The following is a 22,566-nucleotide window of genomic DNA, read 5'->3' as shown; positions in this document are numbered from 1 at the left end:
GGGTTTTTTAATAATATGGATTGCCGTTTATTTGCATGGCCATAGGCAAAGTACAGATTGTCAGGTTTGGTGATATTCAATCGCCTTTGATGATCAAATATGACAATAATAATCAGGAGACTCTTGATGGCTACAGTGGCCAATACGAATGATGTAGAGGCAATGCCAGTTGTTCGCAATATCAAAGATTTCGATCAGAAATCAGGTAATTTGCTTGAGCGATTGGTATTCAATAATCGTCGACTGATGATTTTTTTCAGTGTTGTTATAACTCTTTTTCTTGCTTGGCAAGCGACACATCTGGTCGTTAATGCTGGATATGAAAAAATGTTGCCGCAAGAACATCCGTACATTCAGAACTATTTCAAATATCAGAATGATTTGCGTGGCCTGGGTAACTCCATTCGTGTTGTCGTAGAACATGTAGACGGTGATATATTTGATCCGGATTATCTGGAAACATTGAGGCAGATCAACGATGAACTGTTTCTTACGCCGGGAGTCGATCGTGCCTGGATGAAATCACTCTGGACTCCATCTGTGCGCTGGACCGAAGTGACGGAAGATGGTTTTGCCGGTGGCCCATTGATTTCCGGTACCTATAACGGTTCTCAGCTATCCATCGATGAATTGAAGATGAATATTGACCGTGCCGGTATTGTCGGCCAACTGGTGGCCAATGATTTCAAATCAAGCATGATTTTTGTGCCCTTGCTGAACAAAGATTCCAAAACTGGTGCAAGTCTTGATTATTCAATTTTTTCGAAAATGATTGAAACCAATGTTCGCGACAAATATGAATTTTCACGAGCGCTTGAAAAACAGGTAGAGGACAAGCAAACAGACAAAATACGCATTCACGTAGTTGGTTTTGCCAAGTTGGTTGGTGACCTGATTGACGGTATCGTCAGGGTCATGGTGTTTTTCTTGTTTGCTGCTGTTATTGCCGCTGTGCTTATTTATATCTATACCCGCTGTATTCGCAGTACAGTATTGGTACTCGGATGTTCGATGGTGGCGATCATCTGGCAATTGGGAATTGTTAATGCGCTGGGATTTGAACTGGATCCTTACTCCGTGCTAGTGCCCTTTCTGATTTTTGCAATTGGCGTTAGCCACGGTGCCCAGAAAATGAACGGCATTATGCAGGATGTGGGGCGTGGCACTCACAAACTGGTCGCCGCTCGTTATACCTTTCGTCGTCTTTTTCTGGCAGGCCTGACGGCACTGATGGCTGATGCGGTTGGTTTTGCTGTTTTGATGCTGATTGATATCCCGGTTATCCAGGATCTTGCCCTGACCGCCAGCGTAGGGGTGGGTGTTCTTATTTTTACCAACCTTCTGCTTTTGCCGGTATTGCTGTCGTTTACTGGTGTCAGCACTGAAGCTGCGGCTCGTAGTCTTAAAGAGGAGCAGGAAGAATCGAGTGGTCGTGGTCTCGGCAGCCTGTGGGCCAAACTGGATCGTTTTACTGAAAGGCGTTGGGCCATTGGCGCTATTGCCAGCATGCTAGTGATTGCAACCGCCGGTTTTCTGGTCAGTCAGCATCTGAAAATCGGTGATCTGGAACCCGGCGCTCCTGAATTGCGAGTAGACTCTCGTTATAATCGTGATAATGCCTATATTACAGATCATTATTCTTTATCGAGTGACCTGTTCGCCGTTATTGTGCAAACACCGGCAGAGGGCTGTCTGAAATACGAAACTCTGATGGAGGCAGATCGTCTGGCCTGGGAATTGAAACAGTTGCCCAGTGTGCAGACAACGGTTGCGCTCTCGGATGCAGTACGTTTGATCACTGCTGGCACTTATGAGGGCAGTATGAAATGGCTGACTATTAGCCGTAATCAGGATGTTCTGAACTATGGTGCCCAGCAGGCCACCGTTAATAATCCGGATTTGTTTAACGCCGATTGTTCTGTTTTCCCGGTGATCGCCTATTTATCCGATCACAAGTCTGAAACGCTGGAGCAGGTTGTCAGGGTTGCTTCCGAATTTGCTGAAAAACACAGCTCGGCAGATGTTGAATTTCTTCTGGCAGCCGGTAATGCCGGGGTTGAGGCTGCGACGAATATCGTTGTTAAAAAAGCTTGGAGAGAAATGCTGTTTCTGGTTTATGCGGCTGTTATTGTGCTTTGCTTTATTACATTCCGCAGCTGGCGAGCGGTTATCGTGGCAGTACTGCCATTGGTTGTCACCTCGATACTGTGTGAAGCCCTGATGGTTCTTCTGGATATTGGTGTTAAGGTATCAACCTTGCCTGTGATTGCGCTTGGTGTTGGTATCGGTGTGGATTACGCCCTATATCTTCTATCGGTACAGTTAACCCAGCAACGTCAGGGATTATCATTGGCCAAGGCTTATAAAAATACTCTGCAATTTACCGGAAAAGTTGTCGCCCTGATTGGCGTCACTCTGGCGGCAGGAGTGGTTACCTGGACTTTCTCTCCTATCAAGTTTCAAGCCGATATGGGTATTCTGCTTACCTTTATGTTTATCTTAAATATGCTGGGAGCGTTGATTCTTATCCCAGCAATTTCGCATTTTTTGTTGCCAACTCATAGGGTTGTAAGATCTAAATAAATTATTTGAAATGTCTGGTTTTTATTTCTAGTGTCGATTAAATATTATAATTTATCTTTGGGATGAGTGGTTGAAATTATTGATGAGTTTGATATTTATTGGATTGGTGATGGTTTGATATATTTTTGACGATTTTAAAAAGAGGTGGGGAATGTTCAATAATAAAGTAGTAGCGATAACCGGTGCTGGTTCGGGGATTGGTAGAGCATTGGCAATAAACCTGTCTCGTAGAGGAGCCCGTTTGGCTCTGGCCGATATTAATGAGGGTGCACTGGCCGAATCCTTGTCGCTGCTTGATCAGAAAGTACAGGCCCGTACATATTCTCTGGATGTATCGTCTCGTGATGCGGTATATTCTTTTGCCAACGCCATCAAAAAAGATTTCGGTTCCGTGGATTACATTGTCAATAATGCCGGAACGTCTGTTTTGGCATCAACTGAAAATGTTACGTTGGAAGAAATTGAAAAGGTGCTGGCAATTAATCTTTGGGGTGTTATCTATGGCACCAAGGCATTTTTGTCCATTATGCTTGAGCAAAAGCATGGCTGCATTGTCAATGTTTCCAGTGTTTTTGGTCTGGTCGCAACTCCGGGATCTGTTGCCTATACCATTTCAAAATTCGGCGTACGTGGTCTAACTGAAACTCTGTGGCAAGAACTGGATGGTACTGGAGTGACAGCTGTTTTGGTGCATCCTGGCGGTATTAATACCAATATTGATAAAGCCCCTAAAGCCATCAATGAGGATTCTCTTGCGCTCAAGATGAAAGAAGCAAATCTCCGGCAAATGACTACAACTCCGGAAGATTGTGCAGAGGAAATTGTTAAAGGGCTTATCAGTGGTAAAAAACGGCTTCTGGTTGGAAACGGAGCTCGTGCATTGCACCTTATTTCCAGAATTTTTCCGGATAGTTATGGTGCGATCATTCGCCGTAAATTGGGTATTTGATCCATATTCAGGCTCATTATTAAACGATTGACTGATTTTAATTATTAGTAAATGGAGTTTTGCCGTGATTCCTTATAATGCCCCTTTGGAAGAAATTCGTTTTGTTTTGAATGAACTTTCTGATATTGACCGTGTAAATGAAATTCCGGATGTTGCCGGTTTTATGGAAGAAGGGCTGCGTGATGCCATTCTGGCAGAAGCCGGACGCTTTGCTGAGGATGTCCTGGCACCATTGAATCAACTGGGTGACAACCAAGGGGTGCAGTGGAGTGTGGAGGGGGTCAAAACTCCCAAAGAGTTCGGTATTGCTTATCGTCAGTTTGTTGATGCTGAATGGAATCGCCTGGTTTTGCCCACTGATATTGGTGGTCAGGGTGCTCCGATTCTGTTGTCGGCTGCCGTTCGTGAGACCTTTGTTGCGGCTAACAAGTCTTTTTGTATGTGCTCCGAGCTTACCACTGTTGGGATTGAAGCCTTACTGCATGCAGCAAGTGATGAGTTAAAGGCGTTGTATATACCCAGGATGGTTAGTGGTGAATGGTCGGCCACTATGAACCTTACCGAACCTCAGGCTGGTTCTGATGTGGGGGCGCTGCGCGCCCGAGCGGTGCCGCAAGCAGACGGTACTTATCGTATATTTGGTCAGAAAATTTTTATCTCGTTTGGTGAACATGATCTGACTGAAAATATTGTGCATCTGGTGCTTGCACGTACACCTAATGCTCCGGAAGGATCTCGTGGAGTGTCGTTGTTTCTGGTACCAAAATTTATTCCGGAGACCAATGAACGCAACGATGTTGTGTGTTCAGGTATTGAGCACAAGTTAGGCAATCATGGCAGCCCGACCTGTACACTGGTTTATGGTGATGACGGAGAGGGGGCGGTTGGCTGGTTGATCGGCCAGGAAAACAAGGGCCTGCAGCATATGTTTGTCATGATAAATGGCTCTCGTTTCAATGTCGGTCTGGAAGGGGTGGCATTGAGCGAACGTGCCTATCAACAGGCACTGAGTTATGCTCGGGAGCGCATTCAGGGTAAAGCGGTTGATGGTGGGAAGGAATCGGTTGCGATTATCCGTCACCCCGACGTACGCCGTATGCTGATGTTTATGCGGAGCCAGACCGAAGCCATGAGGGCCGTTGCATTTCATCTGGCCGCTGCCCAGGATCTGGCCACCAAGCATCCTGACAAGGCGCTGCGCCAGGAACGCCAGGCGTTTGTTGACCTGATGATTCCGGTGTTCAAAGGGTGGACGAGTGAAACCGCAGTTGATGTCACCAGAACTTCGATTCTTGCTCATGGCGGCCTTGGTTATATCACTGAAAGCGGCGCTTCCCAGCCACTGCGTGATGTACTGGTTTGTTCCATCTATGAAGGTGCCACCGGTATTCAGGCCCATGACTTGGTGGCCCGCAAAATCATGCCGGATGGTGGTCAGACACTGAATGCATGGCTGAACGAAGTTCAAGCAACAGCATCTTATATGCTGGAAAATGCGGATAAATTGGAATGTCGGAAAATCGGCAATGAATTGCACAAATCGGTTCAGCATGCCGAAGCGGCTGTTGCCTGGGTTATTGAAAACTATCCATTGCACAACGCAGATGTACTAGCGGTATCTGTGCCATTGCTCAAACTTCTCGGAATTATTGCCGGAGGTTGGCAAATGGCTAAGGCAGCTGTGGCTGCGGATGCATTACTAGAGTTGGGGCAGGGTAATAATTCGTTTTATCAATCGAAACTGAATAGTGCCTACTTTTATACTCAGCATATATTGTCTCAGTCATATACTCTATCTCACACCGTTCTGAATGGCAGTAGCATGGTTAATTCGCTGAATGATGACGTATTCAAGCAGTAATAGTGACATGGCTGGTAATAATAATTTCCGCCAGTCCGATGTTGTTCGGACTCGCGGTCAGATCTTCCTTGGTATTTGAATGTATCTGCTCATTCGCTGCCATTGAATCAATCGATAATATCGTTTTATACAATCTGATATGGGTTTTTTGACTGGTATGTTATTGTCGGGTTGATGCAATTATGGAACTTTAGAATAATAATAGGCTGTATTTGATTTTTTAATACAGATGTTCCTGATCTTTATATGTGGGTGAAATAAAACTCATGAAAACATTGTTTCTTGCTGTTGGGTTGTGCGCTTTTTCATCATTTGGATGGAGTGCTGTGTCATCAACGGAAGCGGCGCGCCTGGGACATGACCTGACACCGGTTGGTGCTGAAGATCATGGTAATGGTAGCGATATTCCAGATTGGCAAAACGGGATTATTCAGTCTCGTTCGGCTCAGATAACAGAAAAAAAGAATCCGTTTTCCAATGAGAAGGCTCTGTATCGTATTGATTATAATAATATGGCTTCTCATCTTGATAGGCTGACAAATGGTCAGCAGGAGATGTTAAAAAGATACTCAGATTATTATTTGAACATTTACCCTTCTTACCGAGTCGCGACTTATCCAGGGTTTGTTTACGACGCCATCAAGGCCAATGCCACCAGTGCCAATCTTTTGCCGCTGGGAAGCGGTGTTACTGGTGCTGTTATTGGTGCTCCATTTCCTATTCCTGAGAATGCACTTGAAGTTTTATTCAATCATATTCTGCGATTTCGTGAGTCTTCACTCGAGTTTACCTCGTTATCCAGTCTGGTTGATGAGAACGGCAACCGTAACGATACATTACGAAAATACCGATATTATTTGCACTATTGCAAACCTGGCCTCCAGCCTGAAGAGCTGGATAATAAACTGTTCTTTATGAGTTGGACTGTTCTTGCTCCGGATTCCATCAGGGGAACCAAGGTATTATTACATGAGCCTATGGATCGTATTGTTACACCACGAAAGGCCTGGATATTACTTCCGGGTGATCATCGTGCACATCGTGCACCGAATCTGGCCTATGATGAACTTGATCCTAATTCTTTCCTGTTGCGAACTGTTGATCAGACCGATATGTTTAATGGTACACCTGATCGTTATGACTGGAGTCTGCTAGGGAAAAAAGAAGTCTATATTCCCTATAATGCCTATGCACTTTCTGATAGTACTTTGAATTTGGATCGCCTCCTGTCTAAAGGACATGTGAATCCGAAATTTCTTCGCTATGAACCGCATCGTGTCTGGGTGATTGAAGCCAAGCTGCGTACCGGAATGAAACATCGTTATGTTCGTCGCCGGTTTTATCTGGACGAAGACAGTTGGACGATTGTTTATGCTGAAATGTATGACCAGGATGATACGATTTGGCAGTTTAGTGAGTCTCATCTGGTAGGCTCGGATACCATCCCATTGATGAAATCAGCATTGGAAGTTACGTATGATTTTAAATCAGAACGTTACTTTGTTGATGGCTTGGGTATCGAGAGGTCGGATAATCAAGTGCAGTTTTTGGAAAATGATTTCTCTGCTTCTTCCCTTGGTAATGATTGATTTTGGTTGTGAACCGACAGGGGACATCCATAAATTACAGGGCTCGAAATTGCGGCGTTAAAAATCAACTCAAGATACTAATTTATCATGTATAAACTGCGCTTTTTTCGATTTTCACTTGTCTTTTCATCGCTCGCTAAATTTTCAGATGCCCACTGTATATTGATTTTCAAGATGGATGTTGTTGGTATTGTTGGGTGGTCGATAAAATATTATAAATTGAAAAAATATATATTTTATTATCCCTGAAGTAATTGTAACCAGACACATCCTCTTAGATAATTTGGTCTAATCCGGGAAAAACCGGTAATTCATAAAATCTGGTGGGATTTCCAGCATTCATGCGGGTTTCAGCGATGCTTTAACGCTCATTGAAAGAAAAATGTCTAAAAACAAGCGCCGGGCCAAATTGTCCGGCGCTTTCGTTTTAGCAGCATGATGCTAGACAAAACAGAGCTGTCTAAAATAATGCGTCCATTCCTTCATCAGTAGTCTTTACCAACCCAAACCACACGACCAATCACTTCCAGATCTGGATTGCTGCCGTTGAACTTCACCAGGTTTGGTGGATAGTCTTTGTTGTCGCTGATTAGCAGCACACCTTGTCCTGGCACGAGTGAAACTCGCTTCACCACCAGACTATCTTCGACGCGGATCACGTACATGCGGCCATCTTGTGGGCGAGTATCGCTTGTGTCGATCATGATGGTGTCGTTATCTGAGATAGTTGGCTCCATGCTGTCGCCTTTTGCAAACACTACCGCTAAATCTTTTTCATGTAATCCTTTGAAATTCAGCCACTTACGTCTAAATGCCAGTTTTCGTGATACCTCTTCTGAACCGGCAAAACGGCCCGGTCCGGCGCTTACCTGGATGTTGTAGCCAGGGATAAAGGCGTAATCATCTTCAATTTTGTAGCCCGCAGCAGATTCTTTTACGTGACCATCGACCTGGTCAGAGTTTGTCATTGTGCCGGTTCCAAGCACCAGCCATTCAATTCTTGCACCAGATGCTTTTGCGATCGCTTCCAGGTTCTTGCGCGATGGCTCCGAGGTTCCATCTCGCCATCTTCGTACAACACTTTCAGAAACTCCGACTTCTCTGGCGAATGCGCTCGTATTTTTAAACGAGTCAAGCAAGTGCGAAATCCGATCAGAGAACAGTTCAAAGCTCATAGCTCGTAACCTTTAACTTTTGTCTCGTTTTAATCACCGAGTTTAATGTTTCATAACTCGTTGTTTTTAAAAGGTTTTCTAAAAAAATACGACAAGAAAACCGCAAAAGAGAACTTTTAACCGATTTTATCTGTTGTAATTCGGCTATTTAGCCGATAATGTTTACCTAAAGCAGTCACCCAACAGCTTTAAATAAACTGGTTAACAACAGGGCAAAAAAATGAGCAACTCACAGAGTCACCCAGTACAGGACTGGCACCGCCAGGAAGTGATCGCCGCGATTCGTATGCGCGGTATTTCTGTTGCCGAATTGGCGCGCCAGAGTGGCTACAACAACCCAACCACTTTTTACAACGTGTTCAAGGCTCCGTACCCGAAGGTGGAGAAAATCGTCGCAAAGTTCTTGGGCAAGCAGCCTGCCGATATCTGGCCAAGCCGCTACCAGCCCAACCCACAAGTATACCGCAATGTCTCATAACTTCCGCCGATTGATTCCGATTGATGGAATCAGCTTAGGCCGCGCCCGATCCGGCGCATAGACGCACAGAAATACTTTATTTAGAACACCAGCTTAGCGGGTAGCAGCAATGGCAAAGCGAAATTGGAAGCGGGTTCAGCCCCGGTCACTCAAACACAGCATGGAGTTGTGTGTTGACTACGCCAAGGACATCAAAAACCTGTCGGTTGAACGTATCTCCGACCTGATGGGTATTGCCAGTCACTTCACTTTATACAAATGGCTCGACGAAGCGCGCATGCCCGCGCTGATGATCAGGCCGTTTGAACACGCCTGTGGCATTTCTTATGTCACCCAATACCTGGCAGCCAGTGATCATCAATTGCTGGTGCCCATGCCTAATTCCAAACCGGCCAGAGATACCGACCTGATGGCATTACACGCCTCGTTTAGCCAGGCCGTTGCGGTACTGGCGGCCTTTTATATGGGTAATGAGGAGGGAGAGGCCGCGAAAGCCGAGCTGGCCCGCCTGATGGGCGACGTGGCCAGCCACCATGCCCGTGTTGAGCGTATGGGATCACCTGAATTGGAACTTTTTGGAGGCGAAGAATGAGCCATTCAAACACAACTACAACTCTGCAACGTTTTGCCGCTGCGGTGCAGCGCACGCTGGAAGCGCAGGGCTGGACGGTAATCGTTACTTGTGGCGACGGTTTAACACACCTTACTCATGTGGAGTGTACCCGCGACGACCAGCGCCATGGCTGGGGTTTGCTGCTGCCAGAAATCGCCTGGCGTGAAACATACAAAGCGCTGATTCAGCCTCGTTGTGATGTGGACTGGTTTGAACTGTGGACCCAGTGCGAACAACGGGACGGTGCCCAATGATCGATTGGTTTTCTACCCAAGAACTGGCCGGGGTGGCGGGTTTACCGGGCACCGTACCAGGCCTATTAAAAAAGGCCAATGCAGACGCCTGGCAATCGCGTCCACGCTCTGGCCGTGGTGGTGGTTTTGAATACCACATCAGCTCGTTGCCCACTGAAAGCCAGCGCGCCTTGCGGATCAGTATGGCCAAAAAAGCGGCCGCCCGCGCAAAATCCAATCCGGTTATTGCCGATATGGATGCTCAGTCAAAACTGCAACAGCAAACCCGCGAGCAATCGCTTAACCGATATAAAAAACTGTCTGCCAACCAGAAGAAAAAGGTCGACGCCAAGCTGGCGTTGCTGGGTGCTGCCGAGCAGTTCCATAAAAGCTCTGGCCTGCCTAAAGGCAAGGCGTATACCGAATTTTCTGATTTATATAAGAAAGAAGAAATCGCGGTTGAAGCCTGGGTGCGCGAAATCGAACCCAAATGCTCCAGGCCAAGCCTGTATTTGTGGGAAAAGAAACTCTCAGAACAGGGTATCGACGCCCTGGCTGGTGACACCGGCAAAGGTCGTCGCGGCACTGGCATTGTCGATAGCCAACCCGCACTGCGTGAATACATCGTCGGCATGGTCGTTGGCCATCCGCATATCAAAATCACCACGCTGGCCAAGGCCCTGCGTGCCGAGTTTGCCGGGCAGGATATAACGCTGCCGAGCGAACGCCGCTTATGTGACTGGGTTAATCAATGGAAATCGGATAACCGCGCCGTATACACCGCCGTCACCAACCCGGACGCCTGGAAAAACAAATATATGGATGCCCAGGGCAGTGCCAGCGAGCACGTCACCGCGCTGAACCAGCTTTGGGAATTCGACAGCACACCCGCCGATTTAATGCTGACCGACGGTCGTCATTCCATTCTGGGCGCAATTGACGTTTATAGCCGCCGCACACTGTTTGTCGTAATGCCCACATCCGACAGCAAAGGCGTTGCCCAGGTGATCCGCCGCTGCCTTCTGGGCTGGGGCGTTCCCGAAACCGCCAAAACCGATAACGGTGCCGACTACAAATCCAAATACATACAGAACGTATTCCGCTCCCTGGGCGTTGAGCAGGAATTCTGTCCGCCGTTTCAGGGTTGGAAAAAGCCGCATATCGAGCGCGTATTCAAAACCTTCAGCCATGATATCGCCGAGCTGCTGCCCGGATTTATCGGCCACAACATCGTCGAACGCCAAGCTATTGAGGCCCGCAAAAGTTTCAGCGACCGGTTGTTCAAAAAAGACGAACTGATCGAAGTAAAAATGTCGTCGGCTGAGTTGCAGCAATACTGCGACGACTGGCTAGAACACGAATACCACGCCCGCCGCCACAGTAGCCTGGGGGAATCACCTGCCGCCCGCATAGCCAGCTATGCCGGACACATCCGCACGATCGACGACGAGCGCGTGCTGGATGTGCTGCTGAGTGAGCTGGCTGGCACCCGAACCATCACCAAGAAAGGCATCAAGCTGGATGGAGGTTTCTATATCCATGCCGAGTTGGCTGCTCACACCGGTGAACAGGTCAACGTGTTCTACGACGAAGCTGATATGGGCCGGGTGTACGTCTATGACCTGGACGGCGAATACCTCTGCACGGCGGAAGACCCGGCGATCACCGGCATCAGCCGTGAAGAGGTTGGCGTAAAAGCCAAGATTATTCAGAAAGAAGCCATTCAAGAAGAGCGCCGCCGTCTCAAAGCCAGCGCCCAAAAAGTCACCAAGCGCGACGTTGCCCAGCAAATACTGGATCACCGCGCAGCAGAAGCCCGTGCCGAGAAAATCCGCCACTTTCCACGGCCGCAACAGGAGCACACCAGCGCAGGTATTGAAGCCGCCCGCATTGCTCTGGAAGCCCAGCAACAGCAACAGCCTGTTATTGAGCTGCCTGAGCTGCCGCCGCTCAAACGGCCCGCCGCGCAGGTCATTCGCCCTGAATTTGCCGCCCCAGCGTTCCAACCACCAGAAGACTTTGAAGAGCGCTACCTGTTGGCGCTGGACATCGATCAGCGAGCCAACGCCGGAGACGCCACAGAGTCCGAGGTGTTGTGGGCCAAACGCTTCAAAACCAGCAAGGCGTTTATCGCCGGGAAAGACCTTCACGAAATGCGCACCCGCACGGTGCCTATAACAGCACGTTAAGTGCTGATTAAAACGAATTAAACGGAGTATTGATCAATGTCGAACATCGCCGGTATCAACAACGTGGCACTGACACATCAGGCCATGATGCAGTTACAGGATCGCAGCCCCAGCCTGCCGGGCCTGGGCGTCCTGCATGGCCCATCCGGTTATGGCAAATCCTTTGCGGCCAGCTACGCCGCGAATGCCCACCGCGCCTTTTACATTCAGTGCAAAAGCACCTGGACACGCAAGAAGTTCCTGGAAGCGATTCTCAAGGAAATGGGCATCATGCCCGCCAAGAACCTGGCCGACATGAACGAACAAGCCTGTGAAGAGCTGATGCAATCCGGCCGCCCACTGATTATCGACGAAGCGGACTGGCTGGCCGACAGCAAGTCACACGTCATGCTGGCCATGGACCTCTACGAAGGCTCGCAAGCGAGCATTCTGCTGATCGGCGAGGAGCGGCTGCCCGCCAAACTCGCTCACTACGAAAAAATTCACAACCGCATCCTGTCCTGGGTCGCTGCTGAACCCTGCCAAATACGCGATGTGTTGCAGCTGGCGGATATTTACGCTCGTGACATCAACATTGCCGAAGACCTGTTGCTGAAAGTTCTGGATGACACTCGCGGTGTCACCCGCCGGATCTGCGTCAATCTGGAAAACATCCGCAACTGGGCAGCCGACAACGGTGTTGAACGCGTAACTCTTGAAAACTACCGCCAGGCCATCTTCACCGGCAAAGCACCACGGGGGCGTTCATGAATACGTATGCACACGCCAAGAAAATCCGCGTTCAACAGGTGATCTGGGACACCGTGCGCGAGCTGCACGAGTTCACCGAGGCGGACCTGATTATTCAGGCCAGTAAACGAGCGGGTCAAACCGTCCCTGACGCCAGCGTTCACGCCTATCTGAACAAGCTGAAGCTGGGCGAATACGTGGAGACTGTTGAGGTTGAAAAGCTCAATCACGGACACGTTCGCAACCGCTTTCAGCTGGTGCGCAATACCGGCCGCGAAGCCCCCCGCCTGACCAGCACCGGTCAGTCCAGCAAGCTGGGCCGGGCACGCGAAAACCTGTGGCGTTCCATGCGCACTCTGGGCCAATTCAACTACAGAGAGTTGGCCTTAACCGCTTGCACAAATGATGTGTCAGTCAGAGAGGCTGAGGCAAAACGGTTCTGCCGCTACCTGGAACGTGCCGGATACCTGGCCATTGCCAAGCCTCCGGTTCACAAAAAAGCACTGACCGTCTACCGGTTTGTGCAGCACCGCTACACAGGCCCGCTGCCGCCGATCATCCAGACCATCGACCAGGTATTTGATGCCAATACCCAGCAGATCGTCTGGTCTGCCGACGACGAACAGGAGGCCGAATGATGAACGCCATTCCACTGACCGACACCCTGAACAGCGTCAGCGAACCCCGCTGGCTGACCGAGCTGCGCCATCAATGCAGCAATCGCTCACAAGCGAAAGTGGCTCGTGAACTGGGCGTCTCTGGTGCACTGATCAGCCAAGTTCTGAAAGGCAAGTATCCGGGTGATTTAACCCGCATTGAAAAGCTCGTCCGGGGTGAATACCTGGGCGATACAGTCACGTGCCCCGTGCTCGGAGAACTGGCGTTAGACAACTGCCAGCGCTACCAGCGCCAGGCCGGAGCCACCCACAACCCCTTGCGAGTGCAGCTGTATCGCGCCTGCAAAACCTGTAGCTACGCGGAGAAATAACATGAACGCAGCCTGCCAACCGTCGACAGCTCTGCCCGCCGGTAACCGCCATCTGGGCGTCAAACTGATTGCGGCAGCCAATGCACTTTCCAAACTCAACGACCTTGGCGTGGAAGTGTTGGAAGCCAACCTGACGCTGGCGGTGCCAGTACTGCAGGTCCGCTCCTGCGCCCAGCTGAAGGCCATTGGCGGCAGCTGGGCACAAACCCGCACCAACGCCAACCGCGACCGCGTTAAAACCATGTGCGCCATTTTGGCTGGCTGCCGTATCGAATGGGAGATCCGTCAATGATCACTCAACTGCTGAAACGCGCCCCGGCGCTGGTGCTGTTACTGGGCGGCATCGTACTACTGCAAACCCACGCCATCGACTACTGGAGCCGCTTCGACGCGGCCACCGGTTGGCTTTGGAGCCTGGTGATTGAAGGTGCGGCAATCTGGTTGTGGGCTGCCCGCAGCTGGCTGAAAAACAGCATCGCCGTGTTCGCCACCCTGCTGGCGCTGTCGGCACCGCTGTACCAACTGGCAGCCCCTGTCATGGCAGAACAGCGCAGCAACGAGCAGGCCGCTAGCACTCTGCCAGACCGCCAACAGGCCATCACCGCTCAGATAGCCAGTTTGGAATCGTCATTGGCCACCTACAACCAGAACAGCCAAACCCGTGGTGGCTGGGCCGCCCGTATCGATACCGCACAACATCAGCTGGCATCGGCTCGCGCCGATCTGGCGGCACTGCACACCGAGCAGGCCACCGCACAACCAGCCGACTGGCAGGCATGGCTGCAAATCGCTACCCAGGGCATGGCGCTGATCATCATCCAGTGCCTGGTTGTGCTCACTACTCGCACCGTATTCGCCCCGCTGGCTGCGACCAGCCAGGGCACCCAAACAGCAGCACCCGCCGCTGAGGCTGGCAACGGCGCAGGAAGCGTCCGCGCCAGCCACCCCAAATTACACCCCGTAAAGCCATCGGCTGTCAGCACCGGCCTGAACCCGGCGGCCGCGTAATCGGATTTAAACAGGCATATCAAGGGCAAGGACCATGAGCAAATTGAAATACGGAGATGTCCGTCCAGTTCGAAAGATGACCGGAGACCACAAGACAGACGTGTTGTCCTGTTTCGACGAGCTGGAGGCTAAGGAACAAGAGGAACAGCTGCTGACATTAAAACGACGTCAGCGAGAAGTGGAAGAACGCGCGAAAAAGCGCTTCATCGGAAGCAACTAAGGAAAAATCATGAACACAGCACAAGCAACCATCCCATCCGGCTATATGCAAGACGCTCGCGGCCGACTGGTGCCAGAAGACCAGGTACGCGAGCAAGACAAGCTGCGCGACCAATGCGTGACCGATCTCGTTAAACAGGCGCAGGCAATCAGCCAACAGCTGACCGAATTCAAGCGCACAGCACTGGCGGATATTGCCGACCTGCTGCAAATCGCTGCCGACAAGTACGAAGTCACCCTGGGCGGAAAAAAGGGCAACGTCAGCCTGTCCAGCTACAACGGTCGGTACAAAATCCAGCGCGTCTTTGCCGAGCAAATTCAATTCAGCGAGGAGCTGGAAGCCGCACAGCAGCTGTTTGCAGAATGCCTGGACAAATGGACAGAAAACGCCGACGTGAATATCCGCGCCCTGGTTGATCGGGCATTCCGCACCACACGATCAGGCCAGATCAAAACCGCCGAACTGCTGGGGCTGTTGCAGTTGGAAATCAACGACACAGATTGGCAACGCGCCACCAACGCATTGAAAGACTCCATTCGAGTAGGCGGATCAACCGTCTACGTGCGTGTGTATGAGCGTATCGACGACACCGACAAATACCGCCAGATCGCACTCGATCTGGCCAGTGTGTGAGGTGGGTATGAGTATCCAATACAACTCTGCTGCCGAAATGATCACCTCTGATCAGTGGCTGGAAATCGTTCCTTGCTACACCACCTTTGAGCGCTGTGATTCGGTTCAGATCAATATCAATGAAGACCTGGTCGACGTTGATGTTGATCGCATCCCGGCTCTGATTACCGCCCTGGAAAAGCCTATCAACTGGCAATGGGACTTCCACAGGATGAACCAGCCGCATGAGCTGTTTCGTTACCCGGTCACGGGCCACCCGGCCCGCGATCCAGCGGCCAGGCTCTGGCTGGTACAAGAATTTACAGCAGAGCAACTGAAACAAGCGCTGCATACGCCGGATCTGCAACCAGTAGTTAGAGCGGCTATCAACAAGCGTTTAGCGAGGATTGAACGATGACATTTAAAGTACAAATCAACGAGTGGTGGGATGGGCGTCTGGCGCAGCTGGAGTCAATCAAATTAGCACATGAAGATGGCGCGCTAGTCCGATTTGATAATGGAGCAGGCGAAGAAGCGAAACTGACAGAAGAGCAGTCAAAAGCACTGCTGTCTGACCTCGCTCAGTTGGTCGAAGAGGTTCTGAAACAAAATTTGCCAGAGTTTACCGACGATCGGAGCGATGTCGGCGCTGCGTTTGATGTGTACGAATGGCACCAGGATGTCTGCGGCGATCTGGAGGCATGGGCCGACGAAATGGATAGTCCGATGGCCTCATCAGCGTCAACAATCTTGATTGATCTCCTGAAACTTCCATTCACATTAAGTGAGGACTGAACATGATCACCAATGACCAATGGAAAGACATTCAGGAAAAACTGGCCCGCTCGTTTGTCACCGTCAAATTCCGCTGGGGTGACGATGACGTCACAGTAAACCGAGTCAATCTGAGCGAGAACAAAACCGCACTGGCCGTGTACATGAACGGCACGATTAAGTGGGGGAACGGATGGCCGGACTCTAACCAGTTTGATCCTCGTGTGGAGAAAATCTGGCGCAAGCGAACCAAGGCGCTTTATAGCCCTGCCAAGAAAGCCAAAATCGAAAAAACATTAGGCAAACGCGCGGCTCGTAAAACATTCACAAACCTGGATCAGAAAATGGAATGGTACGACCCGACCTTCAGCACCGCCGCATCCCTGGTGCGGCAATTCAAGAAAATCCAGAACCTGACGCTGCTGAGCCTGAATGATGTAGACGTTAACGAAAAAACGGAGGAGACCGCCGTATGAAAACGCCACTGCAAGCCGCCCTGGCCAAACTTCAGATTGCCAAAAAGGAGCTGAACATGGACGACCACGGCTATCGTCAGGTGCTGATCCGCAACGGCGCACCGATGGAAGATCCCAGCAGCCGCAACATGACCATCTCCCAAATCGATGCCGCCTTGAAGGAATTTATTGGGTTGGGCTGGCAACCCAAGCGCCGCAAGCCCGCTGCGGGCGGTACGCGCCAGTCGCCGCCATCCCGCCACCGCGAACACAAAACCCGCATCGACAAAATCCGTGCGATCTGGATCAATATGCACCGCGACGGCTTTATCGACGACGGCAGCGAAACTGCCCTGATGGCCTGGGTACGCAAACAAACACGCGCCAAAGAAGGCCAGATCGATGCGTTGGAATGGCTGGAACAAACCGGCATGACCAACACCGTACTGGAGCAGCTGAAGGCCTGGCAACGTAGGGTCACTAACTCGGCGACCAACGGCGATCTGATGTTGATTATGTCCGCCGTGCCAGTCCTGGCAGAACAAGGCCGCACAGTGACACAGACAGAAGCCGCACAGATATTACTCGATCATCATGTGATCACCTGGAACCCGCTGTTTGAAAAATTGGCTATCAAAAACTCAGAGCACTACGCGACGAGCCGCCGGGAGCTGAGACCAATATCCGTGATTTTTGGCGCTGCTGGGAGCCAGACATGCAGTTAAATCGCTGTCCGGTCTGTCATGGCCGGATCGGTCTGGAGCAACTGGTGCAAGACGACGCGGGGCGAGAATTACTCGCTCTGCTGGCTGCGCACGATGCCGACACGGCCACAGCCTTAGTTGGCTATCTGGGCCTGTTTCGGAGTGGATCGCGAGATCTTGCGATGGACAGAGCGCTGAGACTGGCAAAGGAAGCCCTGGCCCTGGCAGAGCCAGACTGGTTAACACCAGCGCTGCAAGACACGGTCGAGAGTATCCGCGCAAAACGCCAGAGCACCGACGCCAAAGCACTGACGAATCACAACTATTTAAAACGTGTGCTGGAAAGTGTCATCAGCAATGGCACACCCCGAGTGCGCTATCAGCGCCCGGCCGCCGGAGCCGACTATCAAACGGTTGAGGCATCCCGCGAGCGACTCAACGACACGAGCTGGTAACGGAGAAATCACATGACGCATGAACACCAACACGACTTGATGCCAGATGCTCCTATCCCGGATGACGCGCTGGAGCACCTGGACGATGTGCCAGCCGAGGCCCGTAAAAAATGGCCACGGGATCTGATCGTAATTATTGCTGTGCTCAATTCACGGTTTAACCGTATGGGCTACAGCGATGCGGATGCCAGCAAACTGACGTATAACGCCGTGCAAGAGTTGGCCAGTTACTGCGGCGGGCGCTATTTTTACCTGCCCAAGGGCGACGTGCTGGAACGGGCGATCCGGGACGGCAATTTGTACGATGATTGGGCCGATCGGCATATGACGCCGGATCAGCTGGCTGGGAAATACCGGGTGACAGTGCAGCACGTTTATCGGATCATTAAGGAACAGCGGGCGTACCATCAGAAGAAGGTACAGCCTGAGTTGTTTTAATCTGCGCTGTGGATGTGTGTATGGATAAGGATGTTCAAGATAATTTTGATGAAAAGTCCGCTTTTGAGGATGCACTTAATGAAGCGGCTGAATATGCTGCTGTGCCAAAGTCAGTTACAAAGCGGATTGGCCCAACTCTTTTTGAAACAGTGAATAATCCAAGATCCGCAACAAAGATTTTTGAGAAAGAAGTCGCTGATAGCGGCTGGTGCTGGCCAGAAGCTATTGCTTTATTACGAGCAGAAGGCAAAAAAGAAACTTTAAAAAATCAGTGTGAAAAATTTATAAGTTTTGTCATGGGGAAATGGTATTTCAAGGGTCAACTATTTCGGGCTGCAAGAGTTGTAGGGAAAAGATTCCCGTGCATTGAAATTTCCCAAGGCCCATCCCGTTGGCCATGCCCTGATCACGCTGATTATGACGGCTTGTTATTACCATCAGATACCACTTATCTGAGAGAAAATCCGCTGCGAAAAACACTCGGATGTAAATGTACATTCCGTTTAATAAATAAATGGGAGTATGAACGAATGAAAAATCAGTAAATTTCACGAAAAGAATAGAGAAAAGATTTAATCACCGTTAAACCAGCCCCTTCGTACAATCAAATATCCTGACCTTATCAATTGTTCCCACTGAACAGACCGAGGTCAGGAGTATGTAATGGGCAACCGCCGCCAGCTTTCCCAAATCACCACCGTCGTTATTCACTGTGCCGATACGCCCAATGGCCGTGCCAATACCATAGAGGACATCGACGCCTGGCACCGCCAGCGTGGTTTTCGTCGAGACCTGTCTATTGCACCCAAGCATCAACCTCAACTGACCGCTGTCGGTTATCACTTTGTGATTGAAGTGAATGGCACCATCCGGCTGGGCCGTCCCCTGCAAGAAACCGGTGCCCACGTCGAGGGCCACAACTACAACACCATTGGTATTTGCCTGGTTGGCCGCGACCGCTACACACCAGAGCAATGGTCCGCCCTTCGATCCCTGGTTGTGTCTCTCTCACACCCCGGCAATGGCCTGTCGATCTCGACCGTGTGTGGTCATCGCGATCTGTTTGATGGCAAAACCTGCCCCGGCTTTGATGTGTCGGAGTGGATCGCCCAGGCATACACCACAGATCTGAACAATATCCTGGAGGCCCAATGAACTGGTTACTCACCATTGCCAAACCGCTGCTATCAGCCGTGACGACAGACCTGATCATTGATACCGCACAGGCGGTGTTGGGCCGCATTCAATGGGCGGTGGTGCTTGAGCGCCTGCTGACACGGCTGATCATCAACGGCCTGCGCTGGATACAGCGGCTGAGCACCAACGATGTGGTCGATGAAACCGTCGATTTGATTGCCAGCATGTTGGAGCAAAAACGCCTGGCGAAAGCCAAGGAATATCAGCTCACTCTCGACAAGCGCACCGAGAGCCAGACGAACAGCAACAAGGATTTGTAATGCCCGATTTTCTGGATGCCGCCAAAGAGCTGGAACAACAGGATCGCGAGCGCGCGCTGGCCAATCACAGTGCTCGGCTGAAACCGGAGCCAGCGCAGTGGGTGCAGGACGGTGTGGTGATGTGTATCGACTGCGCATGTGATATCGAACCCGAACGCCTGGCTGCAAAACCCAATGCCGCCCGCTGCATAGACTGCCAGCAGCTGCACGAACTGAAGGATCACTGCTGATGGAGCCAACAGAAATCAACTATCAGGCCATGCAGTTCTGGTTCAGCGTTGCCAATGCAGCGATCACCGCCGCTATTGCGCTGTATGTCTGGCTGGCCAGTCGTCAGCGTGCCACTAAAAAAGACATTGACGAGATGGACGACAGACTGATCCGCATCGAAAAAGACGTTGAACACGCCCCCAGCCGCGCTGATTTTGAAAAAATGAATGACCGGATCACACAAATCGGCAACAGCGTGACCGGGGTTGAGGGTGAGCTGAGGCAAATCAATCACAGCCTGCAACTGATCAACGACCACTTACTGAACAACCGGGGGCACTGATGGCCTATCAGGATCTGTTAAATCAGGATCAACGTCTGGTGATCCTGCGCAGTCTGACCGACGTGAACGGTACTGCGAACGACTCTATCATCAACAAAATGCTGGATGCCTACGGACACCGGCTCAGCCGCGACCAGGTAAAAACGCACCTGTACTGGCTCAGTGAGCAGGGGCTGGTTGAGATTGAATCGGTACTGAATACAGACGTGGCCACGATTACCAGCCGAGGCGTAGACGTTGCCCAGGGCCGGGCGCGGGTGCCGGGCATCGGCCAACCACGGCCGGGTGCCTGAAATGTCAGAGCGACCAACACGGGGCCGCCCGTCCAAAATCGAACAGTTGCCCGAGCAAGTCCGCGCTTTCCTCAATGCCGCCCTGCGTGACCCCGCCAACACCCAGGATCAGGTACTGGCCGAAGTGAACCGCCAACTTGCCGATTTGGGCCTGCCGGAGGACGACCAGCTCAGCCGTTCCGGCCTCAATCGTTACGCCACCAAGATGGCCAAAATCGGAAAGAAGATGCAGGAACGCCAGGCCACTGCTAACGCCTGGGTCGCCAAGCTGGGCGAAAAGCCCACAGGCGATATTGGCAAGCTGCTGATCCAGATGACCCAGACCATGGCCTTTGATGTGGCCGAAGCCGCGCTGGACGAAGAAGACCCCGCCAGTCTGGGGCTGATAAAAGAGCTGGCGCTGACCGTTCAACGGTTGGAGAAAGCGAGCATGGACAGCCTCAAGCGTGAAAAAGAGATCCGCAAAGCCTTCGCCGAAGAAGCCGCTAACGCCGCCGAGAAGGTTGCATCAGCAGCCGGGTTAACCCGCGAAACCGTCAGCACCATCAAAGCCGAAATTCTGGGGATTGCGTAATGGCCGCCGCCGTCGATCGGTCGCTGGGTAAAGCCCCGGCCAACCCGCTACCCAATAAACTGGCTGCCGCTATTGTAGGCGCGGTGCCGGACTTTATTCCGTACTGCGCTAACGACGTACTGCTGGGCTACCAAAAGCGCTGGATCGCTGACGACTCGCCGCTCAAAATCGCCGAGAAATCCCGCCGTACCGGTATCACCTGGGCTGAAGCTGCCGATGCCTGCTTAACCGCCAGTGCCGCCAAAAGCGCAGGCGGCACCAACCATTTTTACGTTGGTTCCAACAAAGAGATGGCGCGCGAGTTTATCGACGCGGTGGCCATGTGGGCCAAAGCATTCAACAAAGCAGCAGGCGACATTCAGGAAGAGCTGTTCATTGAAGACGGCAAGGACGGCAAAGAGATCCTGACGTTCGTGGTGTACTTCGCCAGTGGCTTCAAAGTGCAGGCACTGTCCAGCAACCCCTCAAATCTGCGCGGCATGCAAGGCAATGTAACGATTGACGAAGCCGCTTTCCACGACCGCTTGGCCGAGGTACTCAAAGCCGCCCTGGCACTCACCATGTGGGGCGCGAAGGTGCGGTTGATCAGTACCCATAACGGCGTTGAAAACCTCTTTAACGAACTGATCAACGACAGCCGTGCAGGCAAAAAACGCTATTCCGTGCACCGCATCACGCTGGACGATGCCTGCCACGAAGGACTTTATCAGCGCATCTGCCAGCGGCTGGGCAAGCCCTGGAGTCAGGCCGAAGAAGACCAATGGAAGTCCGACCTGCTGACAGATACGGCAAGTGAAGACGACGCCCTGGAGGAATACTACTGCGTACCTAAAGCCGGTGGCGGTGCCTACATCAGCCGCGCCCTGATCGAAGCCTGTATGCACGAAGCCCCGGTGATTCGCTTTGAAGGTTCTGCCGAGTTTAACGGCTGGCCTGAACATCTGCGCGAAGCCGAAATACGAGACTGGTGTGAAGAGCACCTGTTGCCGCTGTTGCAAGCCCTGAATCCCAAAAGCCAATACGCCCTGGGCGAAGACTTTGCCCGTACTGGCGACCTCTCGGTGTTCGCGCCGATAGAGCTGACGCAAGAGCTGATCCGGCAAGTGCCATTTATGGTGGAGCTGAAGAACGTGCCGTTCAAACAGCAAGAGCAGATCCTGTTTTATATCTGTGACCGGTTTGCGCGGTTTATGGCGGGTGCTCTGGATGCTCGTGGCAACGGCCAATACCTGTCCGAACAGGCCCAGTACCGCTACGGATCGGGACGGATTGAAGCCGTGATGCTCAGTCAAAGCTGGTACCTGAACAACATGCCGCGCTTCAAGGCCGCGTTTGAAGACCAGACCATTCGGATTCCGCGTGATGCCGATGTGCTGTCCGACATGCGCGCCATTCAGGTCATCGAGGGCATTCCCAAAATCCCGGACGGAAAAACCGACGCAAAAAAAGAACGCCACGGTGACTCGGCCATTGCGCTGTGTCTGGCGTACTACGCCACCACGATGGAAGTAGAAGACTTCGGCTATCACGCCATCCCCAAACCCACTCGCAACGATCACAGCGACACACAACAGCGCCAGATTCGCACCACCGGCGGCTTCCGTCGCGGCTGTCTGTAACGCCGCTTTAACCTCAT

General features: G+C 51.5%; 30 protein-coding genes. 29 read left to right on the top strand and 1 reads right to left on the bottom strand.

What is annotated here, in order from left to right; genetic code table 11:
• Window positions 1-126: 126 nt before the first annotated feature.
• From WG929_RS03620 to WG929_RS03605, 4 genes are all read left to right on the top strand, one after another.
• A complete protein-coding gene (locus tag WG929_RS03620) occupies window positions 127-2,583 on the top strand; it encodes an efflux RND transporter permease subunit (RefSeq protein WP_416204941.1) in 2,457 nt (818 codons plus the stop codon).
• Between the two features lie 151 nt (window positions 2,584-2,734).
• Window positions 2,735-3,532, top strand: a complete 798-nt coding sequence (locus WG929_RS03615; RefSeq protein WP_416204940.1) for an SDR family NAD(P)-dependent oxidoreductase — start codon at window positions 2,735-2,737, stop codon at window positions 3,530-3,532.
• A 64-nt stretch (window positions 3,533-3,596) separates the two neighbouring features.
• Window positions 3,597-5,393: an acyl-CoA dehydrogenase gene (locus WG929_RS03610; RefSeq protein ID WP_416204939.1), complete on the top strand. Its 1,797-nt coding sequence runs from the start codon at window positions 3,597-3,599 to the stop codon at window positions 5,391-5,393.
• A gap of 266 nt (window positions 5,394-5,659) precedes the next feature.
• Complete coding sequence (locus WG929_RS03605; RefSeq protein ID WP_416204938.1) at window positions 5,660-6,982, top strand: DUF1329 domain-containing protein; 1,323 nt, start codon at window positions 5,660-5,662, stop codon at window positions 6,980-6,982.
• Between the two features lie 485 nt (window positions 6,983-7,467).
• Here WG929_RS03605 and WG929_RS03600 read toward each other — a convergent pair whose 3' ends face one another.
• Window positions 7,468-8,157, bottom strand: a complete 690-nt coding sequence (locus WG929_RS03600; protein ID WP_416204937.1) for a LexA family transcriptional regulator — start codon at window positions 8,155-8,157, stop codon at window positions 7,468-7,470.
• A gap of 220 nt (window positions 8,158-8,377) precedes the next feature.
• On the opposite strand from WG929_RS03600, the gene WG929_RS03595 reads away from it, so the two are divergent.
• The 25 genes from WG929_RS03595 (at window position 8,378) to WG929_RS03475 (ending at window position 22,549) form a co-directional block, all read left to right on the top strand.
• Window positions 8,378-8,635, top strand: coding sequence for a helix-turn-helix domain-containing protein (locus WG929_RS03595; RefSeq protein WP_416204936.1), 258 nt, complete (start codon window positions 8,378-8,380; stop codon window positions 8,633-8,635).
• Window positions 8,636-8,744: 109 nt separating this feature from the next.
• The gene (locus WG929_RS03590) at window positions 8,745-9,227 is read left to right on the top strand and encodes a hypothetical protein (protein ID WP_416204935.1); all 483 of its coding nucleotides are present in this window, start codon (window positions 8,745-8,747) and stop codon (window positions 9,225-9,227) included.
• Window positions 9,224-9,502, top strand: a complete 279-nt coding sequence (locus tag WG929_RS03585) for a hypothetical protein (protein ID WP_416204934.1) — start codon at window positions 9,224-9,226, stop codon at window positions 9,500-9,502. The genes WG929_RS03590 and WG929_RS03585 overlap by 4 nt, the downstream gene beginning before the upstream one ends.
• On the top strand, window positions 9,499-11,670 hold the full coding sequence (locus WG929_RS03580; RefSeq protein WP_416204933.1) for a Mu transposase C-terminal domain-containing protein: 2,172 nt from the start codon (window positions 9,499-9,501) through the stop codon (window positions 11,668-11,670). Before WG929_RS03585 ends, WG929_RS03580 begins: the two co-directional genes overlap by 4 nt.
• Window positions 11,671-11,706: 36 nt before the next feature.
• Complete coding sequence (locus WG929_RS03575; RefSeq protein WP_416204932.1) at window positions 11,707-12,420, top strand: AAA family ATPase; 714 nt, start codon at window positions 11,707-11,709, stop codon at window positions 12,418-12,420.
• Entirely contained in the window at window positions 12,417-13,037 is a 621-nt protein-coding gene (locus tag WG929_RS03570) for a hypothetical protein (protein WP_416204931.1), read from the top strand. Before WG929_RS03575 ends, WG929_RS03570 begins: the two co-directional genes overlap by 4 nt.
• Window positions 13,034-13,387, top strand: coding sequence for a helix-turn-helix domain-containing protein (locus WG929_RS03565; RefSeq protein WP_416204930.1), 354 nt, complete (start codon window positions 13,034-13,036; stop codon window positions 13,385-13,387). Before WG929_RS03570 ends, WG929_RS03565 begins: the two co-directional genes overlap by 4 nt.
• A gap of 1 nt (window position 13,388) precedes the next feature.
• Window positions 13,389-13,679, top strand: coding sequence for a hypothetical protein (locus WG929_RS03560; protein WP_416204929.1), 291 nt, complete (start codon window positions 13,389-13,391; stop codon window positions 13,677-13,679).
• A complete protein-coding gene (locus tag WG929_RS03555; RefSeq protein ID WP_416204928.1) occupies window positions 13,676-14,395 on the top strand; it encodes a hypothetical protein in 720 nt (239 codons plus the stop codon). Before WG929_RS03560 ends, WG929_RS03555 begins: the two co-directional genes overlap by 4 nt.
• 34 nt (window positions 14,396-14,429) lie before the next feature.
• Window positions 14,430-14,615, top strand: a complete 186-nt coding sequence (locus tag WG929_RS03550) for a hypothetical protein (protein ID WP_305451563.1) — start codon at window positions 14,430-14,432, stop codon at window positions 14,613-14,615.
• Between the two features lie 9 nt (window positions 14,616-14,624).
• Complete coding sequence (locus WG929_RS03545) at window positions 14,625-15,248, top strand: DUF3164 family protein (RefSeq protein WP_416204927.1); 624 nt, start codon at window positions 14,625-14,627, stop codon at window positions 15,246-15,248.
• A gap of 7 nt (window positions 15,249-15,255) precedes the next feature.
• Complete coding sequence (locus WG929_RS03540; protein WP_416204926.1) at window positions 15,256-15,645, top strand: hypothetical protein; 390 nt, start codon at window positions 15,256-15,258, stop codon at window positions 15,643-15,645.
• Entirely contained in the window at window positions 15,642-16,022 is a 381-nt protein-coding gene (locus WG929_RS03535) for a hypothetical protein (RefSeq protein WP_416204925.1), read from the top strand. The genes WG929_RS03540 and WG929_RS03535 overlap by 4 nt, the downstream gene beginning before the upstream one ends.
• 2 nt (window positions 16,023-16,024) lie before the next feature.
• Entirely contained in the window at window positions 16,025-16,477 is a 453-nt protein-coding gene (locus WG929_RS03530) for a hypothetical protein (RefSeq protein WP_416204924.1), read from the top strand.
• Window positions 16,474-17,181 carry a phage protein GemA/Gp16 family protein gene (locus WG929_RS03525; protein WP_416204923.1) on the top strand — a complete coding sequence of 236 codons (708 nt, stop codon included), beginning with the start codon at window positions 16,474-16,476 and terminating at the stop codon, window positions 17,179-17,181. The genes WG929_RS03530 and WG929_RS03525 overlap by 4 nt, the downstream gene beginning before the upstream one ends.
• The gene (locus WG929_RS03520) at window positions 17,172-17,615 is read left to right on the top strand and encodes an HI_1489 N-terminal domain-containing protein (protein ID WP_416204922.1); all 444 of its coding nucleotides are present in this window, start codon (window positions 17,172-17,174) and stop codon (window positions 17,613-17,615) included. Before WG929_RS03525 ends, WG929_RS03520 begins: the two co-directional genes overlap by 10 nt.
• Window positions 17,616-17,627: 12 nt before the next feature.
• Window positions 17,628-18,053 (top strand): Mor transcription activator family protein, encoded by a 426-nt coding sequence (locus tag WG929_RS03515; RefSeq protein WP_416204921.1) that lies wholly within the window; start codon window positions 17,628-17,630, stop codon window positions 18,051-18,053.
• A 20-nt stretch (window positions 18,054-18,073) separates the two neighbouring features.
• Window positions 18,074-18,598, top strand: coding sequence for a hypothetical protein (locus WG929_RS03510; protein ID WP_416204920.1), 525 nt, complete (start codon window positions 18,074-18,076; stop codon window positions 18,596-18,598).
• A 118-nt stretch (window positions 18,599-18,716) separates the two neighbouring features.
• Window positions 18,717-19,208 (top strand): N-acetylmuramoyl-L-alanine amidase, encoded by a 492-nt coding sequence (locus tag WG929_RS03505; RefSeq protein ID WP_416204919.1) that lies wholly within the window; start codon window positions 18,717-18,719, stop codon window positions 19,206-19,208.
• The gene (locus WG929_RS03500) at window positions 19,205-19,510 is read left to right on the top strand and encodes a hypothetical protein (RefSeq protein ID WP_416204918.1); all 306 of its coding nucleotides are present in this window, start codon (window positions 19,205-19,207) and stop codon (window positions 19,508-19,510) included. The genes WG929_RS03505 and WG929_RS03500 overlap by 4 nt, the downstream gene beginning before the upstream one ends.
• Window positions 19,510-19,740 carry a TraR/DksA C4-type zinc finger protein gene (locus tag WG929_RS03495; protein ID WP_305451551.1) on the top strand — a complete coding sequence of 77 codons (231 nt, stop codon included), beginning with the start codon at window positions 19,510-19,512 and terminating at the stop codon, window positions 19,738-19,740. The genes WG929_RS03500 and WG929_RS03495 overlap by 1 nt, the downstream gene beginning before the upstream one ends.
• The gene (locus WG929_RS03490) at window positions 19,740-20,063 is read left to right on the top strand and encodes a DUF2730 family protein (protein WP_416204917.1); all 324 of its coding nucleotides are present in this window, start codon (window positions 19,740-19,742) and stop codon (window positions 20,061-20,063) included. Before WG929_RS03495 ends, WG929_RS03490 begins: the two co-directional genes overlap by 1 nt.
• Complete coding sequence (locus WG929_RS03485; protein WP_305451549.1) at window positions 20,063-20,356, top strand: VpaChn25_0724 family phage protein; 294 nt, start codon at window positions 20,063-20,065, stop codon at window positions 20,354-20,356. The genes WG929_RS03490 and WG929_RS03485 overlap by 1 nt, the downstream gene beginning before the upstream one ends.
• Before the next feature lies 1 nt (window position 20,357).
• Window positions 20,358-20,930 (top strand): DUF3486 family protein, encoded by a 573-nt coding sequence (locus WG929_RS03480; protein ID WP_416204916.1) that lies wholly within the window; start codon window positions 20,358-20,360, stop codon window positions 20,928-20,930.
• Window positions 20,930-22,549, top strand: coding sequence for a hypothetical protein (locus WG929_RS03475; protein WP_416204915.1), 1,620 nt, complete (start codon window positions 20,930-20,932; stop codon window positions 22,547-22,549). The genes WG929_RS03480 and WG929_RS03475 overlap by 1 nt, the downstream gene beginning before the upstream one ends.
• Window positions 22,550-22,566: the final 17 nt, after the last annotated feature.

Source organism: Oceanobacter antarcticus (assembly GCF_044962685.1).
GTDB classification, from domain to species: domain Bacteria; phylum Pseudomonadota; class Gammaproteobacteria; order Pseudomonadales; family Oceanobacteraceae; genus Oceanobacter; species Oceanobacter antarcticus.
This window is presented reverse-complemented; position numbering and strand designations above follow the sequence as displayed.